Genomic DNA, 20,221 nt, shown 5'->3' on the forward strand with positions numbered 1-20,221 from the left:
CAAAGGGTGGCATATCTGCCGCCCTTTTTTCATTCCGTCATCGCGCGCCTGCAACAATTCCGGATTTACTGCCTCTTCTGCCCTCTTTTCTAGGCTTGCCCGGATGCATCTTTCCGCGACAATGCCATAATGTTGTACCGATTAACCAGCACTGAAGACATCCATTGAAAGCGAATCCGAAAATGAAGGCTGATCCGAAAGCGGACCCGGCTGCAGCAGCGGCACCGGCCGGCTCGAAGAAAAAGCTGATCATCATGATCCTCGCTGCCGTTCTCGTGCTTGGCGCGGGCGCCGGCGGCGGCTGGTATTTCAGCCAGTCATCGGCGGCCCATGGCGAAGAAGACGCCCCGGCCAAGGAAAGCAAGAAGAAGAAAAAGAAGGACCCGGCGGTCAAGCCTGAATACGTCCCGATCGAAGCCTTCACCGTCAACCTGCAGCCTGAAAACGGCGAACAGTATTTGCAGGTACAGTTCACCCTGCAGGTCGCGGGCGCGGAACAGGCGACCCTGGTGAAAGACAATATGGCGATCGTGCGCAACCGCGTGCTGCTCCTGTTGTCGAGCAAAAAAGCGTCTGAAATCAATACGGTGGAAGGCAAGCAGCAACTGGCTTCCGAGATCCAGGCAAGGATTACCGAACCGTTCGAGAAACAAGGCGACGAACAGGAAGTGTCGGACGTATTATTCACTTCGTTTATCATCCAATAAAGCATCCAGTAAATACCGAGAAACATGGCCGATAATTTCCTCTCACAGGAAGAAGTCGATGCCCTCTTAAAAGGGGTCAACGGCGATCAGGACGACATTGCGACGCCTGAAGACACCTCGGGAGTCCGCACCTATAACCTGGCAACGCAGGAGCGCATCGTGCGCGGCCGCATGCCGACGCTCGAGATCATCAACGAGCGCTTCGCCAGGTATTTGCGGGTCGGCCTGTTCAACTTTCTACGCCGTAGCGCCGAGGTGTCGGTGGGCTCGGTGCGGGTCTCCAAGTACAGCGAGTTCATCCGCAACCTGGTAGTCCCGACCAACCTCAACCTGATCCACATGAAGCCGCTGCGCGGCACCGCCCTGATGGTGTTCGATCCGGGCCTGGTGTTCCTGCTGGTGGACAATCTGTTCGGCGGCGACGGGCGCTTCCACACCCGGGTCGAAGGCCGCGACTTTACCCAGACCGAGCAGCGCATCATCATGCGCATCCTCGACATCGTGTTCGAGGCCTATGCCAAGTCGTGGGAACCGGTGTACCCGATCGAGTTCGAGTACATCCGTTCCGAGATGAACACGCAGTTCGCCAATATCGCGACCCCGAACGAGGTGGTGGTGTCGTGCACCTTCACGGTCGAGCTGGGTTCGGTGTCGGGCCAGATCCACTTCTGCATGCCGTATTCGATGATCGAGCCGATCCGCGATGCGCTGACCTCGAGCATCCAGGGCGAGGCGCTCGAAGTCGACAAGCGCTGGGTGCGCCTGATGACGCAGCAGATCCAGGTCGCCGAGGTCGAACTGGTCGCCGTGCTGGGCCATGGCAAGGCGAATTTCGACGAGATCCTGAACATGAAGATCGGCGACGTGATCCCGATCGCGGTGCCGGAGATGCTGGAAGCCACGGTCGACGGCGTGCCAGTAATGGAATGCACGTATGGCGTGCACAACGGACAATACGCGCTGAAGGTCGAGCGGCTGCTCGCCAATAGCGACACATTCAGCAAATAAGCGAAAGGCGCACGGCGGCCAAAGGCCGCGCGCCGTACGCGAGCACTTAAACAGTATATTGGCAGGGCGCACGGCGCCGGCCTGAAGCAACGGGAGAACACCATGTCTGACAATCAAGAAGACCAGGAACACATCGACGACGACTGGGGTGCGGCGATCGCCGAGCAGGCAGCGGCCGAAGCGGCGGCGCTCGAGCGCCAGCAGCAGCAGGCGGCCGCCCCGGCCGCGGCGGCGGCCGTGTTCAAGGACTTCTCGAACAAGGGCGCGCGCAACGAGACGCCGAACGACATCGACTTCATCCTCGACATCCCGGTGCAGCTGACGGTGGAACTGGGCCGCACCAAGATCGCCATCAAGAACCTGCTGCAACTGGCGCAGGGCTCGGTGGTCGAACTCGATGGCCTGGCCGGCGAGCCGATGGATGTGCTGGTCAATGGCTGCCTGATCGCCCAGGGCGAGGTCGTGGTCGTGAATGACAAGTTCGGGATCCGGCTCACTGATATCATCACGCCATCTGAACGGATTCGAAAACTGAATAAATGACCCCGCCGCGCGCTCTCGCTCCTGTCTTCGATCGCACATCGCCCAACGCACATGATCGCCCGGTCGTAGGCGTAGGGTTGGCGGCTACGCCGCCGACGCGTCGATCGTCGAGGGCTCCGATGTCGCGCCGGATGATCTTGCGGCCAACCATCACCGCGTCGGCGGCGAAGCCGCCAACCCTACTGGCGGCATTGCTGTTTGCGCCCCTGCTCGCATTTGCCCAGCAACCGGCGGCGCCAGGCGCCACCACTACGCCTGCCCCGGCAGCCCACGAAGATTCCGAGACGCCGCGCCGTCCCGGCGAAACCACCACCGGCCGCCCACCGGCGCCAGCCGTCCCGGCCCCGGCCACCACGCCCAGCGCCAAGCCGCCGCCGACGGCGCCGCTGCCCGGCGACAGTGCCGCGGCCACCGACACCACCCCGCCGGTCTCCACCGCACCCGTCTCGCCCACCTCCACCGCGCCGCTGGGCGAAGCCCCGCGCGTGTCGCTGCCCGCCTCGATGCCGACCGCGTCCAGCGCCAGCCCCGGCGCGGGTGGCCTGCTCAAGACCATCATGGCCCTGATGCTGGTGCTCGGCCTGCTGGCCGGCCTGGCCTGGGTGATGAAGCGCTATGGTCCCAAGATGAGCGGCGGCAGTGCCAACCTGCGCGTGGTCGGCGCCCTGAACCTGGGCGGACGCGAACGCATCATGGTGGTCGAAGTCGGCGACCAGTGGATCGTGGTCGGCGCCGCGCCCGGCCGGGTCAACGCCCTGCACACCATGCCGCGCCAGGAGGGCGAACTGGCCCCGGCCGCCACCCAGGGCGCGCACGGCGGTGGCCCCGCCAACAATTTCTCGGACTGGCTCAAGAAGACGATCGATAAACGCAATGCGCGCTAAAACCCTTTTGTTGGCCGGTGCGCTGGCCCTGCCGCTGATCGCGGCGGCCCAGCCCGGCATTCCGGCATTCCAGAGCAGCCCGGCGGCGGGCGGCGGCACCGCCTATTCGCTGCCGGTCCAGACCCTGCTGCTGCTGACCTCGCTGACCTTCCTGCCCGCCGCGCTGCTGATGATGACGGCGTTTACCCGCATCATCATCGTCTTGTCGCTACTGCGCCAGGCGCTGGGCACCCAGAGTGCGCCGCCGAACCAGGTGCTGGTGGGGCTGGCGCTGTTCCTGACCTTCTTCGTGATGGGCCCGACCTTCGACCGCATCTACAGCGAAGCCTACCTGCCGCTGCAGCGCAACGAGATCCAGATGACCGCCGCCATGGAACGCGGCGCGGTGCCGCTCAAGGAATTCATGGTCAAGCAGACCCGCCAGTCCGACCTGGCGCTGTTCGTCAAGATCTCGCGCTCCGAGGCGCTGCAGGGGCCAGAAGACATTCCGCTGCGGGTCTTGATCCCGGCCTTCGTCACCAGCGAACTCAAGACGGCGTTCCAGATCGGCTTCGCGATCTTCATACCGTTCCTGATCATCGACATGGTGGTGGCGTCGGTGCTGATGGCGATGGGCATGATGATGATGTCGCCGGCCGTGATCGCCCTGCCGTTCAAGCTGATGCTGTTCGTGCTGGTCGACGGCTGGCAACTACTGCTGGGCTCCTTGTCCCAGAGCTTCTACTAGGGAGGCGGCATGACGCCCGAAAGCGTGATGACGATGGGCCGCACGGCCATGGAGGTGACCCTGATGATCTCGGCGCCGCTGCTGCTGGTGGCGCTGATCATCGGCCTGATCATCAGTATCTTCCAGGCCGCGACCCAGATCAACGAGGCGACCCTGTCCTTCATCCCGAAGCTGGTCGGCGTGTTCGTCGCCCTGGTGGTGGCCGGACCGTGGATGCTGTCGGTGATGCTCGACTATATGCGGCAGGTGTTTACCGGGATTCCGGGACTGATCGGGTAGCGTGGGCATGCGGACCTCCGTTGGACGCATCGGCGACGCAGCCGCCAACCCTGCGGGGCGCCGGCCGTGCTGACATTAACCTCGGTCGAGATCAATGCCTGGATCGCCGGCCTGCTATGGCCGCTGTCGCGCATCATGGGGCTGATCGCGGCGGCGCCGCTGTTCGGCAATGCCGGCGTGCCGATGCGGGTCAAGGTATTGCTGGGGGTCTTCCTGGCGCTGGTGATCGCGCCGCTGGTGCCGGCGCTGCCGGCCGCCGATCCCACCTCGTGGGCGGGCCTGCTCATCCTGGTCAAGGAAATGATCATCGGGCTGGCGATGGGCTTCGCCATGCGCCTGGTGTTCGCCGCGATCGAATACGCTGGCGAGGTCGCGAGCCAGACCATGGGCCTGGGTTTCGCGGTCTTCTTCGACCCCACCACGCGCGGACGCTCGTCGGCCGTCAGCCAGTTCATGGCGCTGGTCGCGACCATGGCCTTCCTGGCCGTGAACGGCCACCTGGTGCTGCTGGAGGCGCTGGCCGAAAGTTTCATCACCATGCCGATCACCGAAACGCCGTTTTCCTCGAACGCAGCGCTGGAACTGGCGCGCTGGGGCGGCCGCATCTTCTCGGCCGGGCTGCAGCTCGCGATGCCGGTCATCGCCGCCCTCCTGATCACCCAAGTCGCACTCGGCATCCTGACCCGCGCCGCGCCGCAGCTGAACATCTTCGGCATCGGTTTCCCGATCACCCTGGGCGTGGGCTTCCTGACCCTGAGCCTGGTCCTGCCCTACCTCGGCGCGCCGATCGTGAACCTGTTCAACCAGGGCATCGAAACCACCCGCTCGCTGCCGCGGGCCGGTAATCCGCAGCCGGGCACGCCGGGCGCGCAACCGGCCGAGGCGGCGCCGGTGACGCCAGCGCCCGGCTAGCGCGGCCTGTACCGCATCGCGACGTCGCAGCGCGCATAGCGCGCGCCATAATCGGCCATGATGCCGGCGTCGTGCGCGAAGCCCAGCTTCTCGTACAAGTGGATGGCGGCCGCGCACTTGGCATTGCTGAGCAAATAAAGCGGCTCGGCCCCCAACTGCATGCCGCGCGCGATGACCGCCTCGAGCAGGAATTCGCCGGCCTTCAGGCCGCGCGCGCTTTCGCGCACGCCCATCTTGGTCAGCTCGAAACTGCGCGCGCCGGTCTTTTGCAGCGCGCAGGTGCCAACGATGCCCAGGCCGCGCGCTTCGACGAACAGGATCACGCCGCCCGGATCGACGATCTTCGCGCGCGGGTTTTCCAGCACCTCGCGGTCGGTCGCTTCGAGCTGGAACATGGCATGGATCCACTCGGCGTTGATGTCATGGAAGTGGCTGGCCAGCTCGTCGCTGAACTCGTGAATCGTGAGAATCTGCGGCGTCGACTGCGCCGCCAGCACATCGATGGAGTTTTCCGCCAGCGCTGCCTCGACCGCCGCGATCTGTTCCATGAAGTCTTGTGGCTGGCCGCCAAACAAAGCCTTGACCGCCTCCCCGATCTGCGGCCAGACATACAGCTTGGCGCGCGCCAGCACGGCGTTTCCTTCGGATGTCAGGGAGATCGTGCGCTGGCGCGCATCGCCTTCCTGGCTTTGCTGGGATTCGACCAGGCCAAGGTCGACCAACTGGCCGATGCCGCGCGTGATGCCGGGCTGGCTGATGCCCACCGCCTGCACCAGTTGCCCGACGGTCAGCGCCTGGCCGTCGAGCGCGGCCAGCAGGGGCATATGGGCCGGCTGCACCGGCAGGCCGGCATCGGATGCGACCTTGGCGGCGCCAGCCTGCATCCGTTCGCCCAGGCGCTTGAGGCGGCTGCCCAGGAAGGTCGGTCCCAGGCCCTTCAATAAATCCGACATCACAATCTCCATAACACGATATATAACAGTGTATATTCGTAGCAGGGGACCGTCAATGTGCTCGTTCAGGACGATCGGAGCTCAACCTGCCAGTGCCGGATACGTAAAGGCCAGGAAGTGCACCGCGTTGAGGGCGAAGTGGGTCAGGATCGCTCCCTCGACCCGCTTGGACCTCAGGTAGGCTACCGCATAGTGCAGGCCCGCGACCGTTGCCAGCAGCGCCAGCAGCAGGCCGCCGCCCAGGTGCGCCAGGCCGAACAGGATGGTGGTGACGAGCGTGGCCACGACTACCCCTCCCCGCCAGCCGCGCATGGCCCCGGCCATCTTCTCGAGCAGGAAGCCGCGGAAGAACGCTTCTTCGGCCACGCAGGTAATCAAGAGATTGGAAGCCAGGAACCAGGCCGAATACGGCGTCCACTTGAGATCCGGCCGGACCTGGCCCAGCAGCAAGCCCAGGCCCAGCACGACGACCAGCGTCGACACGACGATCGGCGCGATGCGGCGCAGCATTGCCAGCCACTGGTCGCGCGAGCCGATCCGCTCGCAGAACACGCCCACCAGCACGATGCCGACCACCGCCTTGTCGAAGTTGGCCCACAGCGAGAACAAGGCGCCGTCGCTCGAAAAACGGATGCCTTCGGCCAGCATTGGATTGTGGAATCCCGGCGCCTTGTGCAGGGCCAGCGCCAGCGCCGCGACGGTGGTCAGCACCAGCAAAAGCGCCCGCGCATACTTGTTGTCCGCTTCGCGCGCGCCCCAGGCGAGCGCGGCGAAGACAGCGATCGACAATGGCGCGCGCCAGTCGAGGATGCCGCCATACAGGCCGGCACCAATCGCCAGCACGAGCCCGCCACACCAGGGCAAGGCTCGATTGCCGCGAACGCCAGGCAGTGGCGCCCATAGCAGGACGACGGTCAGGGCCAGCAGGCCGAACGTAAGCAGGATAGGCAGGGCGATTGTCATACGCGCAATTATATGTGGGACACAATTGCGTAACAGCATCTCCTTTGGTGGAGGACAGCAGACAATCCAGGCCAAATTGCGCCGTAATGCTACTTAGCCAACAAACAAAACCCCATGGCAGGGGTAGCCTGAAGGTCCCAGGGCGTAGCAGCGCCTCAATCCGCCAAGCCACGCGTTGGCCGCTATCGACAATGAAAACATCAAAACCCTTAAAGATTGCCGGTTGGATCCTGCTCGGAATTACGGTTGTAGTGATCCTGTTCTTCCTGCTGTTCGACTGGAATATGTTGCGGCCTTATATCAACCGCAAGGTGTCCGAGACCACTGGCCGCGAATTCGCGATCCGCGGCGACCTGGATGTCAAATTCCACCGCGGCCTGGACAGCGAACCCGGCTGGCGGCGCTACGTGCCGCGCCCTTATGTCAGCGCCAACGACGTATACATGAGCAACCCGAGCTGGAGCACCGTCGGCCCGCAAATGGCCAATGCCGAGCGCGTCGACGTGGGCGTGAACGTGCTGCCGCTGCTGCGCAAGCACGTCGTCATCACCGACCTGCGCCTGGCCGGGCCGGACATCGCCGTCGAGCGGCGCAAGGATGGCCGCAATTCCTGGACCTTCAAGGATAACGGCCCGTCGCAATGGGAAGTCGATATCCGACGCCTGAGTTTCAATAGCGGCAAGCTGCGCTACCTGGACGAGCCGCTCGGCATCGACCTGCGCGCCGATGCGCGCACGATCGACGGCCAGCAGCCGGCGCCCGCTGCCGGCGTGCCGCCATATGGCCTGGCCTTCACCCTGGCCGGTACCTATAACAAGGCGAAGATCACTGGCGGCGGCAAGGCCGGCGCAGTGCTCTCGCTCACCGGCGACGACATCACCTTCCCGATCGAGGCCGAGGCCAGCGCCGGCCAGAACAAGCTCGGCCTGCGCGGCGTGGTCCGCGATCCGCGCTCGCCGTCCGGCTTTGCCCTCAAGATGGAACTGGCCGGCGCCAGCATGGCCGACCTGTACGGCCTGACCGGCGTGCTGCTGCCCGAGACGCCGCCCTTCTCCACCCGCGGCGACCTGCTGGGCAAGAAGGATGGCGAGTTCTGGAACTTCACGTATAAAGACTTTACCGGCAAGGTAGGCGCCAGCGATATCGCCGGCACCCTGTCCTATGCCCAGCGCAAGCCGCGGCCGTTCCTGAGCGGCGCCCTGACCTCGCAGCAGCTGCGCCTGGCCGACCTGGGCCCGACCATCGGCGCCGATACCGGGGCCGGCACCAGGGAAGCCGGCCGCGTGAAGGCGCCGCCGCCCGGCAAGGCCTTGCCGGCGGAAGGCTTCAATACCGAGAAATGGGATGCGCTGGACGCCGAAGTGAAATTCTCGGGCAAGCGCATCGTGCGGACCAACGACATTCCGCTGCGCGATATCGAGACCACGATCCGCATGAAGGACAAGGTGCTCACCCTCACGCCGCTGAGCTTCGGCATGGCGGGCGGCCGCATCACCTCGAATATCCGCCTCGACGGCAGCGGCAAGACGCTCGACGCCTCGGCCCGCCTGGCGGCGCGCGGGCTCAAGATCCGCGAACTGTTCCCCAAGCTGCAATCGATGCAGGCCAGCTTCGGCGAAGTCAATGGCGATGGCGTGTTGGCCGGCAAGGGCAATACGGTGGCCGCCATGCTCGGCACCTCGCAGGGCGAGATCAATGCCGTGGTTACCGAAGGCACGGTCAGCCAGTTCATCCTCGAACTGGCCGGCCTCAACGTGGCGAACGCCGTGTATGCCAAGATCTTCGGCGACAAGCAGACCATGCTCAACTGCGTGGCGGCGCAGACGACGGTGCGCAATGGCCGCGCCAATATCGACCGCTTCGTGCTCGACAGCGAGGATGCGGTGGTCAATGTCTCGGGCTACGTCGACCTGGCCAGGGAAAGCCTCGACGTGGACGTGCGTCCCAAATCGAAGGGTGCGCGCATCCTGACCCTGCGCACGCCGCTGTATGCGCGCGGCACCTTCACCGATCCGGAGGTCGGGCCGCACGTGGGTCCGTTGGCGCTCAAGGCTGGGGCCGCCGTGGCGCTGGCAGCCGTGAATCCGCTCGCTGCCCTGCTGCCGCTGGTGAATGTCGACAAGGCGCCGGATACCAATTGCGGCGCCGAGATCGCCGCCGCGACCAAGCCGCCGAAGGTGAATGCGAAGACGCCGCCGAAGCCGGCGGCGGCGCGTTGATCAGATGACGTTGAACAGCGACAGCCCCGACATCGTCTTGAACGACATTTGCGCCGCCTGCAAGGTCAGCTGCTGCTGCGAGAAGTCCGAGATCGCCTTGACCGTGTCGAGTCCCTGCAGGTCGTCCAGCGTGCTCGCATACTGGATGTCGAGGTCGAGGCCAGCGCTGTCCAGGTAGTCGAGCTCGTTCATGTGGGCGCCGACCGAGGCCTGCACCGTCAGCACGTTGTCGTGGGCGTTCTTGAGATTGTCGATCGCCGAGTTCAGCTGGTTGGTCAGGGCCGCCTTGCCGGTGGAGCCATCGGTGGGCGAGCGCAGCGTCTTGATCAGGTCGGTCACGGTGGTGAACACCGACTGCTTCTGGCTCGGCTCGACGCTGAACTTGTCGCCGGCGGCCGGCACGCCCTTGATGTCCATCGACATGCCGCCGAAGGCAATGTTCTGGCCTTCCTTGTAGGGCAGGTCCTGCTGGTCCGGCAAGACGGTGCGCGGATCGTTGCTGGTGTTGTACACCGAATAGGTCGGCACCGGCGGCGTGTCCGCGCTCATGCCGAACTCGATCTCATACTTGAAATTTTGCAGGCCCGGACGGTTGACGACCGAGCCCGACGAGATGATCGCGGCGCCGGTATTGTCGGCATCGGCCTTGGTCGTGAACACGCCATTGCCGGTCGGGATAGACTCGAACACGGTACTGCCGGCGGCCGACAACGGCACCTTGCGCGAGTCGCTCACCTGCAGCTGGCGCACGCCCCCGTCGCCCTGGTAGGCGGCGCCGTTCGGCGTCGCCGTGAACGGCTGGGTGGTGGTCTTGAAACCCGAGAACAGGTAGCCGCCCACGCCGTCGGCGGTATTGGCCACGCCCAGCAGGTCGGTCAGGCGTCCTTCGAGCTCGGTCGCCAGCTTCTCGCGGTCGGCCGGCAGCATGATGCCGTTGCCGGCCTCCACCGCCAGCTCCTGGATTTCCTGAAGCAGGTCGCCGGCGTTCTGGAGCGCCGACTCCACGTGGGCCATCGACGACTTCGCGCTGCTGCGGTTGGTCGCGAACTGGGCGTTGATGTTCTGAGACTGGGTCACCTCGAGCGCGCGCGCCGAGGCCACCGGATCGTCGGCCGGGGTCAACAGGCGGCGGTCGGTCGACAGCTGCATCTGCGTGCGCGCCAGCGCCGATTGCAGATTGTTGAGCTGGTTGGTCGAGGTGTTATACAGGTTCAGGGTACTGATGCGCATGATGTTCTCTGCTCAGGTTCCGGGCATTAGCGGCTGATTGACAGCAGCGAGTCGAAGATCGTGCCGGCGATCTGCATTACCTTGCTGGCCGCCTGGTAGGCCTGCTGGTACTTGATCAGGTTGGTGGCTTCCTCATCCAGGTTGACGCCGGAGACATCGGCCTGCGCGCCCTGAGCTTGCGCCAGTTGGGCATTGCCCGCCGCGGCGTTGATCTGGACTTCCCGCGTCTTGTTGCCGACTTCGCTGACCATCTGGGCATACGACGACTGCAGCGTCGCGGTGCCGCCGTTGAAGATGTTCCTGGTCTGCAGCTGGCCCAGCGCCGCGATATTGCGGGTGTCGCCCACGCCGCTGCTGTTGTCGTTGATGGTGAACTGGTCGCCGCCGTTTGGCGCGCCGGTCATGGTCACGCTGATTCCGCCGAAGCTGTAGGTGGCGCCGTTCTCGAATTCGACCGGGGCGGGGCTTTCGGTCTTGTTGCCACTGTCGTCCACCCTGTAGATGGTCTCGCCGGCCGGGAAACCGGTCAGCGTGTCGGGCGTGGCGGGCGGGCCGGCCGTGCCCTTGTTGAAGGTGAGCGTGATCGGCAGCGCCGGCGGCGTGTCCAGGAAATCGCTGTCGACCCTGGTCTCGGAAATCTTGCCGGTGCCGGTGTTGCTATTGAGTTCTTCGCCCAGGATCGGGGCCGCGGCCGCGATCTGCGACACGTCGTTGATCAACACCTTGAAATCGGCGGCGCCATTGATGGTCGGACGCACCATGAAGGTATCGCCCTCGCGCGGACGTTCCGAGAACGTGAGTTCGACGCCGTTCACGACCAGCGTGGCATTGCCGTCGGCATCGGGCTCGACCGAACCGACCCCCTGCCGGCCCGGCAGGCTGACCACATTATATTTGCCGTCCTTGAACTTGACCTCGTAGTCGTTGTCGCTCAGCTTGCTCGGATCGACGATCTTGGCCTTCACCTCGGCGGCGGGATCGTCGGTGGTGCCCTTGGCGTTATTGATGCTTGCGCCGACGACTCCCGCCGCGACATGGAAGAAGGGCTTGCCCGGCTGACCATTCTGGTCCAGGCCCAGCTCGTGCTGCTTGTTGAATTCGAAGGCCAGGCCGACCGCGATCTTGCCCAGCTGGCTCTGCGCCTTGTCGAGGGTCGTGCTGCGGAATTCGAGCGCACCGCCCAGTTTGCCGCCCGGCAGGGCGCCGTCCGGCAGCATCGATACATTGCCGCCTATCTGGTAGCCCACTTCGAGGCGGCTCAGGTCGGTCGGCGACGCGATGGCCGCCAGCTGGAAGGAATCCTGGCCCACCACCAGCGGCTGCCCATTGCCGATCGATACGGTCAGGCTGTTATTGTCGCCCGGCCGGGCATCGGCCTTGATGTATTTGTTCAGCTCCAGCACCAGCTGGTCGCGCTGGTCCAGCAGGTCGTTCGGCGGGCGCTGCTCGGACGAAGCGTAGTTGCCGATCTGGTCATTGAGCTTGGCGATCTGCTTGGCGTAGGTATTGATCGCGGTGACGCTCGACTCGATCTCGGAATTGACGCCGTCGCGGATCTGGCCCAGGCGCGCATCGAGGTCGTTCAAGCGCGTGGCCAGCGTCTCGGCGCTCGACAGCATCGCCTGGCGCGACGGCACCGAGGCGCGGTTGGCGGCCATGTCCTGGATGCCCTTGAAGAAGCCCTGGGTCGCCGGGGTCAGGCCCGAGGTGGTGTCGGCCAGCAGATTGTCGATCTGCTTGATCTGCGAATAATATGATTCCAGGCCGCTGGTACTGGCCTGGGCGCTGCGCACCTGCGTATTGAGGAAATCGTCGCTGTAGCGCTTGATCTGCGAGATCTGGGTGCCGGTCCCCATGAAGCCGACGCCCGTGTTGAGCGCAGCGGCAGTCGCCTGCACCACTACCTGGCGGCTATAGCCGGCCACGTTGGCGTTGGTGATGTTGTGGCCGGTAGTGGACAGGGCCGCTTGCGCTGCGTACAGGCCTGTTTTACCGATGGCGAGAAGGCTGCTCATGACTGTTTTTCTCTCTTTGACAATACCGTCTACGGCAGCTTTCGGGAAAACTTGACGGTCAGTTGTAAGGACATGTTTCGAGCCGTGGTATTAGGCCAGCGAATTCTTGATCAAACGGGTCAGCTTGGCCGCGTAGTTCGGGTCGGTCGCGTAGCCGGCGCGCTGCAGGCCCTTGGCGAAGGACTCGGCGTCGCCGCCATTGGCGATGACTTTTTCGTAACGCGGGTTGTTGGTAATCAGCCTGGCGTAGTCGCGGAACGAATCGGCGGGCGTATCGTAGGCACGGAATTTCTCCACCCGGGTCTGCGGCTTGCCGTTCACATACTCGGTGGTCACGGCGGTGGCGACCTTGCCTTTCCAGCTAGCCCCGGCCTTGATGCCGAACAGGTTGTTGCTGCTGCTGCCGTCGGCGTTCTTGATCATGCGCTTGCCCCAGCCGGTCTCGAGCGCGGCCTGGCCCAGCATGAACTTGGCCGGCACGCCCGTGGTCTGCTCGGCCGCATGGGCGTGTTCGTGCAGCTTTTCCTGGAATGCACGAACGTGCGGCGCCTGCACCCGGCCACTCTCGGTCGTGGCCGGCAGCGGCGGCGCCTTGCTGCCCGCGTCGGCGCCGCTCAGGGCGCCGTTCTTGTACATGGCGGCGGCGTTCATCGCCGTCGGCAGGCCCTTGATGCCGCCGGTGGCGCCTGCGCCGAGGCCGGCCGCCGCACCTGCGCTCACGCCATCGGCGCCGATCGCCAGCGCCTGCTGGCCCATGGTCTGCGAGTTCAGCTGCCGCACCAGCACGTCGGCCAGGCCGACGCCGCGCTTGGCCAGGTTCTGGCTGGTCTGCTGGTCGAGCATGGTGGTGAAGGTCTTGGTCTGCTGGTTGTCCATCAGGCCTTCCTGGCCGCTGGCGTCGCGCATGCTCTTCATCATCATATTGATGAACATCGCCTCGAACTGGGTCGCCGCTTCCTTGAGGGCGGCCGGCGAGCCGTCCTTCGCGCTCTGCCGCAAGCCATTGAGGCTGTTGGTATCGAGCGCGAGCTTGGCGGTCTGGTCGGCGGAGATTTTCGAAGCGATCATGCGTGGCTCGGCAAGTGGGTCAGATGATTTCGAGTTCGGCGCGCAGCGAACCGGCGGCCTTCAGCGCCTGCAGGATGGCCAGCAGGTCTTGCGGGGTGGCGCCGATCGAATTCATCGCCTTCACCACTTCGGCCAGCGATGCGCCGCCCTTCACATTGAGCACCTGGCCCGGTTCCTTCCTGATCTCGACGCTCGGGTTCTGGGTGACGACGGTCGCGCCCAGGGTGCCCGGGTTCGGCTGGCTCACTTGCGTCTCGTTGCCGATCGTGATCGACAGGTTGCCGTGCGAGATCGCGCAATCGTCCAGCATCACGGCCTGGTTCATCACCACCGAGCCGGTGCGGGCGTTCATGATCACCTTGGCCGAGGCCAGCGGCTGCTTGACGTCGATCTGTTCCAGTTGGCCCAGGAAGGCCACGCGCTGGTCGCTCGACGACGGGGTGCGCACGCGCACCACGCGGCCATCGAGGGCAGTCGCGACGCCAGGACCGAACTGGTCGTTGACGGCCTCGACCACGCGGGCGGCGGTGGCGAAGTCGGTTTCCTTCAGCTCCAGGCGGATCTGGTTGTCGGCGCCCAGGTTCGAGGCCACCGCGCGCTCGACGGTCGCGCCGCCCGAGATGCGGCCCACCGACAGGTGGTTCACCTGCACTTGCGCGCCGCCGCCCGGGGCTTGCGCGCCGACGCCGCCGACCACCAGGCTGCCCTGGGCCATCGCGTATACCTGGCCGTCGGCGCCGTGCAGCGGCGCCATCAAGAGGGTGCCGCCACGCAGGCTTTTCGCATTGCCGATCGACGACACGGTGATGTCCAGGGTCTGGCCCGGCTGGGCGAAGGCCGGCAGCGAGGTGGTGACCATCACGGCCGCCACGTTCTTCAGTTGCAGCTGGACGCCGGGCGGCAGGTTGACGCCCTTCTGCTGCAGCATCGCCTTGATCGACTGCACGGTGAACGGGGTCTGCGTGGTCTGGTCGCCGGTGCCGTCCAGGCCCACGACGATGCCGTAGCCGGACAACTGGTTCTGGCGCACGCCGGCGATGGTCGCCAGGTCCTTCAGGCGCTCGGCCTGGGCCAGTGGGGCCGCAGTCAGCCCAACCCCGGCGAGGGCAGCGGCGAGCAGCATAAAGGAGGTGATCTTACGCATGAATGATATCTCTTAGAACGGCAGCATCGACAGGAAGAAGCGCGACAGCATCGAGGTCACCTCGGCGCGGTCGAGACGACTGTTGGTGCGGTATTCGACCCGCGCATCGGCGATCAGCGCCGACGAGACCATGTTGCCGGCCTGGATGGTGTCCGGGCTGACCATGCCCGAGAAGCGGATGAACTCGGTGCCCTTGTTCATCGCGACCTGTTTTTCGCCGGCCACGATCAGGTTGCCGTTCGGGAGCACTTCGGTCACGGTCACGCCGATGGTGCCGGTGAAGTTGTTCGAGGCGCTCTGGTTGTCGCCGTCGGCATACTTGGTGCCCGACTCGAGGTCGACGCCGGCGCCGATGGTGCCGGCCAAGAGGCCAGGCGCGGTGAAGCTGGCGCTGCCGGTCTTGTTGCCCGAGCTGGCGCCGGCCTTGGTGGCCGAGGTGCGCTCGCTGATATTGACGGTCAGCAGGTCACCGATATGGCGTGCGCGGCGGTCTTCGAACATCGGGCGGTAGCTGTTGACGTTGAAGATGGCGCCGTCGCTGGCCGGCGACATGTCCACCAGCATCGGACGGGCGCTGGTCGGGCCCTGCACGATGGTCGTGGGGGCGGTGTTGCAACCGGCGAGCAGCGCGATCGCTGCGAGGAAAGACAGAGTTTTCATGGAGACTGGATTAAAGCTGCGACAGTTTCTGGAGCATCTGGTCGGACGTCGTGATCGCCTTGCTGTTGATCTCGTAGGCGCGCTGGGTCTGGATCATGGCGACCATCTCTTCGACCACATTGACGTTCGACGCTTCGACATACCCCTGCATCAGGTTGCCGGCGCCATTGGTGCCAGGCACGTTCAGGTTCGGCGCGCCGGAGGCGGTGGTTTCGACGTACAGGTTCTCGCCGCGCGACTCGAGGCCGGCGGGATTGATGAAGGTGGCCAGTTGCAGGGCGCCGATCTGGGTCATCGCGGCTTCGCCGGCGATCTTGACCGACACGGTGCCGTCGCGGCCGACGCTGATCGACTCGGCGTTCACCGGCACGGTAATCGCCGGCTGGACCACGAAGCCGCTGGAGGTGACCAGCTGGCCGTTCTGGTCTTTCTGGAAGGAGCCGTCGCGGGTGTAGGCCTGGGTGCCGTCCGGCATCAGGACCGGGAAATAGCCGGGACCGTTGACCATGACGTCCTTGTCATTGCCGGTCAACTGGGGATTGCCCTGGGTGTGGATGCGCTCGGTGGCGACGGTGCGCACGCCGGTGCCGATCTGCAGGCCCGACGGCAGGTTGGTCTGTTGCGACGATTGGGCGCCGGGCTGGCGCACGTTCTGGTACAGCAAGTCCTCGAACACCGCGCGCGACTTCTTGAAGCCGTTGGTGCTGACGTTGGCGAGGTTGTTCGAAATGACGTCCAGGTTGGTCTGCTGGGCTTCGAGACCGGTCTTGGCGATGTACAGCGAACGAATCATGGCATTCTCCTATTGGTGGCAGGCGAACACCGCCACGCACAATAGAATTATGCCGGGGCAACTATCAATTCAAAGCGAGGATCTGGGTCGCTTTTGCGGCGTTATTCTCGGCGTTCTTCAACAGGCTCATTTGTGTGTCGAACGACCTTGCCAAGGAGATCATGTCGACCATGCAATCGACCGGATTCACATTACTGCCCTCGAGCGCCCCGCCGGCCACCTGCACCGCGGGGTCGGGCTGGGCAGTGCCGCCATCCTTCAGGCGGAACAATCCGTCGTCGCCGCGCACCAGCTCGCCTTCAGGCGGATTGACAAGTTTCAGGCGGCCCAGCACGGCCGGCGCGGCCGGCGCATCGACATTCGAGATGGTCGAGATGGTGCCATCGCCGCCGACCGTCACGGTGGCGTCGGGCGGGATGGTGATCGGACCGCCCTCGCCGGCGACCGTCTGGCCGGAAGCCGTCTGCAGCACGCCGTTCGGGCTCATCTGCAGCGAACCGTTGCGGGTGTAGGCCTCGGTACCGTCGGGCATCTGCACCGCCAGCCAGCCCTGCCCTTTCACCGCCACGTCCAGGTCGCGGCCCGTGACCTGCAGCGCGCCCGACGAAAAATCGTTGCCGGCGGTCGAATCGACCACGAAGGCGCGGGTCGGCAGGCCGGGGCCCTGCACCGGCGCCGCGCGGAACACGTCCATCTGGGCCCGGAAGCCCGTAGTGCTGACGTTGGCCAGGTTGTTCGAGGTCGTGGCCTGCTGCTCGAGGATGTGCTTGGCGCCGGAGGCGGCGGTGTAGATCAGGCGGTCCATGGTGTGGTCCTTTGTTTAGTGCGGTGGTGCGGCGTCGTGTTGCGTATTTGGTGTTGCGAGCGTGCGTTGAACGCGTCGGCAGCGGAGCTGCCAACCCTACGTAGGGTCGGCAAGTCCCTTGCCGACGCGTTCAAATCACGCCGGCATCATCGGTGATCAACGCAGGTTCACCAGCGTCTGCAGCACCGAATCCTGGGTCTTGATGGTCTGCGCATTCGCCTGGTAGACGCGCTGCGCGGTGATCATGTTGACCAGCTCGGCGGTCAGGTCGACGCTCGATGCTTCGACCGAGCCCGACTGCATCACGCCCATGCCGCCGGTGCCGGCGGTGCCGATCAGCGCGGTGCCCGAGGCGGCAGATTCGGCCCAGGCATTATTGCCCAGCGACTCGAGCCCGTTCGGGTTGGTGAAGTTAGCCAGCACAACCTGGCCCAGCGCCTTGGTTTGGCCGTTGCTGTACTGGCCCACGATGACGCCGTCGGCGCCGGTCGTGAAGCGCTGCAGCGCGCCCGGCTTGTAGCCATCCTGATCCAGGCGGCCCTCGCTGGTCGGGCCGCCGTACTGGGTGCTGTTGGTGAAGTCGAAGGTGACCGGAATCTGCAGTTCGGCGCCGGTGGCCGGCACCACCGGCAGGCTGGTCGCGAACTTGCCATTGAAGCCAGGCGCGGTGCCGCTGGTCGCCATGTTCAGGGCGCCACTGGTGTTGAAATTCAGGGTACCGAGCTTCGACGCAGGCACTTTCAGCGCCTTCAGGATGGCCGCATCGACCTGCTCCGGCGTCGTACCTGGCACGGCGGCGGCTGCATTGGCCGCGGCAGCGATGGCGTCCTGGTCGTCCTGGCTCATCGTGGTGCCAGCGGCCGCGTAGGCGGCGAGCGCGCGGGTCAATACGGCGCCAGAAGCGGCGGTAGCATAGGTACCGAGCGCGCCGGCCTTGCCAGCCGGAGCCGCGTTGTCCCATGCCGTGCGCGCGGTCTGCGTCGGACCGTCGGTCAGCGTGACGCCGGCCACGTCAAGCGCGGTCTTCTCGGTGCCGCCCATGCTGGTATAGACATCCCAGGTGCCGGCTTCGGATTTCACGTAATACAGCTGCAAGGTATGCGGGTTCCCCAGCGTGTCATACGCGGACATCGAGCTCTGCTTGTTGTACGAGAACGGATCGGCCGCATTGAACGGCTTGTTCTTCGGCGGCTCGCTGCGCGAATCGAGCTGGATCTCGGCCCAGATATTCTCGGTGACCTTCGGCGGCTGGTCCGCGGTGTCGATCTTGATCGGCACCGGCGCGCCGGCGGCCAGCTGGCCGTTCGGGCCCAGGCCGTAGCCGGTCAGTTTCGCGCCCTGCGCATTGACGATGAAGCCCTGCTTGTCGAGCGAGAACTGGCCATTGCGCGAATATTGCACCACGCCGGCCTGTTCGATGCGGAAGAAACCGGCGCCATTGATGGCGATGTCGAGCGGATTGCCCGAGGTTTCGATATTGCCCTGGTTGAACTGCTGGGCGATGGCCGCAACCTTCACGCCGATACCGGCCGAAATGCCGCCAGCGCCGTTGAGCGCGTTGGCGTAGACGTCTGCGAACTGGGTGGTCGAACCCTTGAAACCGACCGTGCTGGCGTTGGCGATATTGTTGCCGATGACGTCAAGCGATTTGGCAGCGCCGTTCAAGCCGCTCAAGCCTTGTTGGAAAGACATGGTAATACTCCTGAATAAGTAAAGGGTGTAAGCGGCCCGGCTTACATGACTTGCTTGATGTCGGCGAGGGTCACAGCGCCCTTGCCAGGAAGATTGAGTTTGACGCCATCCTTGCCGCCGGTGGTGACGCTGGCGACGCTGTCGAAGGACAGGGTCTTGATGTCCTTGAGCTTCTCGCCGCCGCGCGACGCCTCCACGCGGAAGGTATAGGCGCCGTCGGGCAGCGCGATCGGCTTGCCGTCGGCGTCGACCTTGCTCGGGTCGGGCACGCCGTCCCAGGCGATCGGCAGGATGCCGGCCTCCTGCTCGCCCAGTTCGATCGAGGCGACGTCCTTGCCGGTCTTGGCGTCGACGATGGTGATCTGGACCTTGTCGGCCGGGGTTTCCAGTTCCAGGCCCAGGATCGCCTGGCTTTTGTGCAGCAGGATGTTTTCGCCCTCGACCAGCACGCCGGCGCCGATCAGTTGCGTCGCCTGCAGCGACTCGGTCGACTGGTAGCTGGCCTTGAGCGACTCCAGGGTCGTGTTCAGCTTGTTCACGCCGGTCACGGTCTGCAGCTGGGCCAGCTGGCTGGTCATCTGCGCATTGTCCATCGGGTTCAATGGATCCTGGTTCTGCAACTGGGTCACGAGCAGGGTCATGAACTTGTCGGTGTCGGCCTGGACGCTGTCGGTCTCGGGCTTCGGCTTGGCGTTCATCGCCGCCTGCAGGTCGGAGATATTGTTGGCTGCGCTCTGGGGGCTGATCGGGCTAGTCATAGTGAGTAGAAAATTATTGTCCGATGGTCAAGGTCTTGAGCAGCATGGTCTTGGCTGCGTTCATGGTTTCGACATTGGTCTGGTAAGAGCGCGAGGCCGACAGCATGTTCACCATCTCGTCGACCACGTTCACGTTGGGCATCGATACATAGCCCTTGTCGTCAGCCATCGGATGCTTGGGATCGTAGACCTGCTTGAGCGGCGACGGGTCTTCGACCACTTCGCGCACCCGCACGCCGGTGGCGCCCGAGGCGGTCGGCGTCGCCTCGAACACGACCGCCTTGGCGCGATACGCCTCGCCATTCGGCGAGGTGGCGCTGTCGGCATTGGCCAGGTTGCTGGCGGTGGTGTTCAGGCGCTGGGCCTGGGCGCTCATCGCCGAGCCCGACACATTGAAGATATTAAATAGCGACATGATCGATCAGTCCCTTATTGGCTCTGCAGCGCCGTCATCAGGCCCTTGAGCTGGCTGTTGATCATCATGACCCCGGCCTCGTAGCGCAGCGCGTTGTCGGCGAACTGGTTGCGTTCGACGTCCATGTCGACCGTATTGCCGTCGACGCTGCCCTGCACCACGCCGCGGTATTGCACCGGCGTGCCGTTGGCGAGGGTGTCGCCGGTCGCGGCGCCGCGCGCCATATGGTTGTTATTGGTGGTGTTCATGGCGCCGCCGTTCTTGCCGCCCGCCATCGCGTTCTGCAGGGCGCTGGCGAAATCGATGTCGCGCGCCTTGTAGTTGGGCGTGTCGGCATTGGCAATATTGGATGCCAGCAGCTCCTGGCGCTGCGAGCGCAGGGACAGTGCGGTTTCATTGAAGCGCAGGTAGTTGTCGAGATTGCCGATCATGCTGCCTCCGGGATG

At 64.8% G+C, this 20,221-nt stretch carries 21 protein-coding genes; 8 read left to right on the forward strand and 13 right to left on the reverse strand.

Annotated elements, in window-relative coordinates:
- Positions 1–182 precede the first annotated feature (182 nt).
- The 7 genes from fliL to fliR all read left to right on the forward strand — a co-directional run bounded on the left by fliL (position 183) and on the right by fliR (position 5,060).
- Positions 183–707 (forward strand): flagellar basal body-associated protein FliL, encoded by a 525-nt coding sequence (gene fliL / locus E8M83_RS08180; protein ID WP_137172972.1) that lies wholly within the window; start codon positions 183–185, stop codon positions 705–707.
- Positions 708–731: 24 nt separating this feature from the next.
- Complete coding sequence (gene fliM, locus E8M83_RS08185) at positions 732–1,715, forward strand: flagellar motor switch protein FliM (protein WP_137172875.1); 984 nt, start codon at positions 732–734, stop codon at positions 1,713–1,715.
- A gap of 102 nt (positions 1,716–1,817) precedes the next feature.
- Entirely contained in the window at positions 1,818–2,258 is a 441-nt protein-coding gene (gene fliN, locus E8M83_RS08190; RefSeq protein WP_137172876.1) for a flagellar motor switch protein FliN, read from the forward strand.
- 131 nt (positions 2,259–2,389) lie between these two features.
- Positions 2,390–3,142, forward strand: coding sequence for a flagellar biosynthetic protein FliO (gene fliO / locus E8M83_RS08195; RefSeq protein ID WP_373995039.1), 753 nt, complete (start codon positions 2,390–2,392; stop codon positions 3,140–3,142).
- On the forward strand, positions 3,132–3,869 hold the full coding sequence (gene fliP, locus E8M83_RS08200) for a flagellar type III secretion system pore protein FliP (protein WP_137172878.1): 738 nt from the start codon (positions 3,132–3,134) through the stop codon (positions 3,867–3,869). Before fliO ends, fliP begins: the two co-directional genes overlap by 11 nt.
- A 9-nt stretch (positions 3,870–3,878) precedes the next feature.
- Positions 3,879–4,148 carry a flagellar biosynthesis protein FliQ gene (gene fliQ, locus E8M83_RS08205; RefSeq protein WP_005665867.1) on the forward strand — a complete coding sequence of 90 codons (270 nt, stop codon included), beginning with the start codon at positions 3,879–3,881 and terminating at the stop codon, positions 4,146–4,148.
- A gap of 66 nt (positions 4,149–4,214) precedes the next feature.
- On the forward strand, positions 4,215–5,060 hold the full coding sequence (gene fliR / locus E8M83_RS08210) for a flagellar biosynthetic protein FliR (protein WP_137172879.1): 846 nt from the start codon (positions 4,215–4,217) through the stop codon (positions 5,058–5,060).
- Here fliR and E8M83_RS08215 read toward each other — a convergent pair.
- Entirely contained in the window at positions 5,057–6,013 is a 957-nt protein-coding gene (locus tag E8M83_RS08215) for a bifunctional helix-turn-helix transcriptional regulator/GNAT family N-acetyltransferase (RefSeq protein ID WP_137172880.1), read from the reverse strand. The genes fliR and E8M83_RS08215 overlap by 4 nt on opposite strands.
- 81 nt (positions 6,014–6,094) lie before the next feature.
- A complete protein-coding gene (locus E8M83_RS08220) occupies positions 6,095–6,976 on the reverse strand; it encodes a CPBP family intramembrane glutamic endopeptidase (protein ID WP_170976730.1) in 882 nt (293 codons plus the stop codon).
- A gap of 191 nt (positions 6,977–7,167) precedes the next feature.
- On the opposite strand from E8M83_RS08220, the gene E8M83_RS08225 reads away from it, so the two are divergent.
- A complete protein-coding gene (locus E8M83_RS08225) occupies positions 7,168–9,195 on the forward strand; it encodes an AsmA family protein (protein ID WP_137172882.1) in 2,028 nt (675 codons plus the stop codon).
- Here E8M83_RS08225 and flgL read toward each other — a convergent pair whose 3' ends face one another.
- The 11 genes from flgL to flgB form a co-directional block, all read right to left on the reverse strand.
- A complete protein-coding gene (flgL, locus tag E8M83_RS08230; RefSeq protein ID WP_137172883.1) occupies positions 9,196–10,425 on the reverse strand; it encodes a flagellar hook-associated protein FlgL in 1,230 nt (409 codons plus the stop codon).
- 26 nt (positions 10,426–10,451) lie between these two features.
- The gene (gene flgK, locus E8M83_RS08235) at positions 10,452–12,440 is read right to left on the reverse strand and encodes a flagellar hook-associated protein FlgK (RefSeq protein WP_137172884.1); all 1,989 of its coding nucleotides are present in this window, start codon (positions 12,438–12,440) and stop codon (positions 10,452–10,454) included.
- Between the two features lie 90 nt (positions 12,441–12,530).
- Positions 12,531–13,508, reverse strand: a complete 978-nt coding sequence (gene flgJ, locus E8M83_RS08240; RefSeq protein WP_137172885.1) for a flagellar assembly peptidoglycan hydrolase FlgJ — start codon at positions 13,506–13,508, stop codon at positions 12,531–12,533.
- Positions 13,509–13,527: 19 nt separating this feature from the next.
- Positions 13,528–14,652 (reverse strand): flagellar basal body P-ring protein FlgI, encoded by a 1,125-nt coding sequence (locus E8M83_RS08245; protein ID WP_137172886.1) that lies wholly within the window; start codon positions 14,650–14,652, stop codon positions 13,528–13,530.
- 12 nt (positions 14,653–14,664) lie between these two features.
- A complete protein-coding gene (locus E8M83_RS08250; RefSeq protein ID WP_137172887.1) occupies positions 14,665–15,312 on the reverse strand; it encodes a flagellar basal body L-ring protein FlgH in 648 nt (215 codons plus the stop codon).
- A gap of 10 nt (positions 15,313–15,322) precedes the next feature.
- Complete coding sequence (gene flgG, locus E8M83_RS08255; protein WP_071361654.1) at positions 15,323–16,105, reverse strand: flagellar basal-body rod protein FlgG; 783 nt, start codon at positions 16,103–16,105, stop codon at positions 15,323–15,325.
- Between the two features lie 64 nt (positions 16,106–16,169).
- Positions 16,170–16,910, reverse strand: coding sequence for a flagellar basal-body rod protein FlgF (gene flgF, locus E8M83_RS08260; RefSeq protein ID WP_137172888.1), 741 nt, complete (start codon positions 16,908–16,910; stop codon positions 16,170–16,172).
- A 156-nt stretch (positions 16,911–17,066) separates the two neighbouring features.
- Complete coding sequence (locus tag E8M83_RS08265) at positions 17,067–18,602, reverse strand: flagellar hook protein FlgE (protein ID WP_137172889.1); 1,536 nt, start codon at positions 18,600–18,602, stop codon at positions 17,067–17,069.
- A 41-nt stretch (positions 18,603–18,643) separates the two neighbouring features.
- A complete protein-coding gene (locus tag E8M83_RS08270) occupies positions 18,644–19,360 on the reverse strand; it encodes a flagellar hook assembly protein FlgD (protein ID WP_137172890.1) in 717 nt (238 codons plus the stop codon).
- Positions 19,361–19,373: 13 nt separating this feature from the next.
- On the reverse strand, positions 19,374–19,775 hold the full coding sequence (gene flgC, locus E8M83_RS08275; protein WP_137172891.1) for a flagellar basal body rod protein FlgC: 402 nt from the start codon (positions 19,773–19,775) through the stop codon (positions 19,374–19,376).
- A 14-nt stretch (positions 19,776–19,789) separates the two neighbouring features.
- On the reverse strand, positions 19,790–20,206 hold the full coding sequence (gene flgB, locus E8M83_RS08280) for a flagellar basal body rod protein FlgB (protein WP_137172892.1): 417 nt from the start codon (positions 20,204–20,206) through the stop codon (positions 19,790–19,792).
- Positions 20,207–20,221 lie beyond the last annotated feature (15 nt).

It is taken from the genome of Massilia sp. HP4 (genome assembly GCF_005222695.1).
Lineage (GTDB): Bacteria > Pseudomonadota > Gammaproteobacteria > Burkholderiales > Burkholderiaceae_D > Telluria.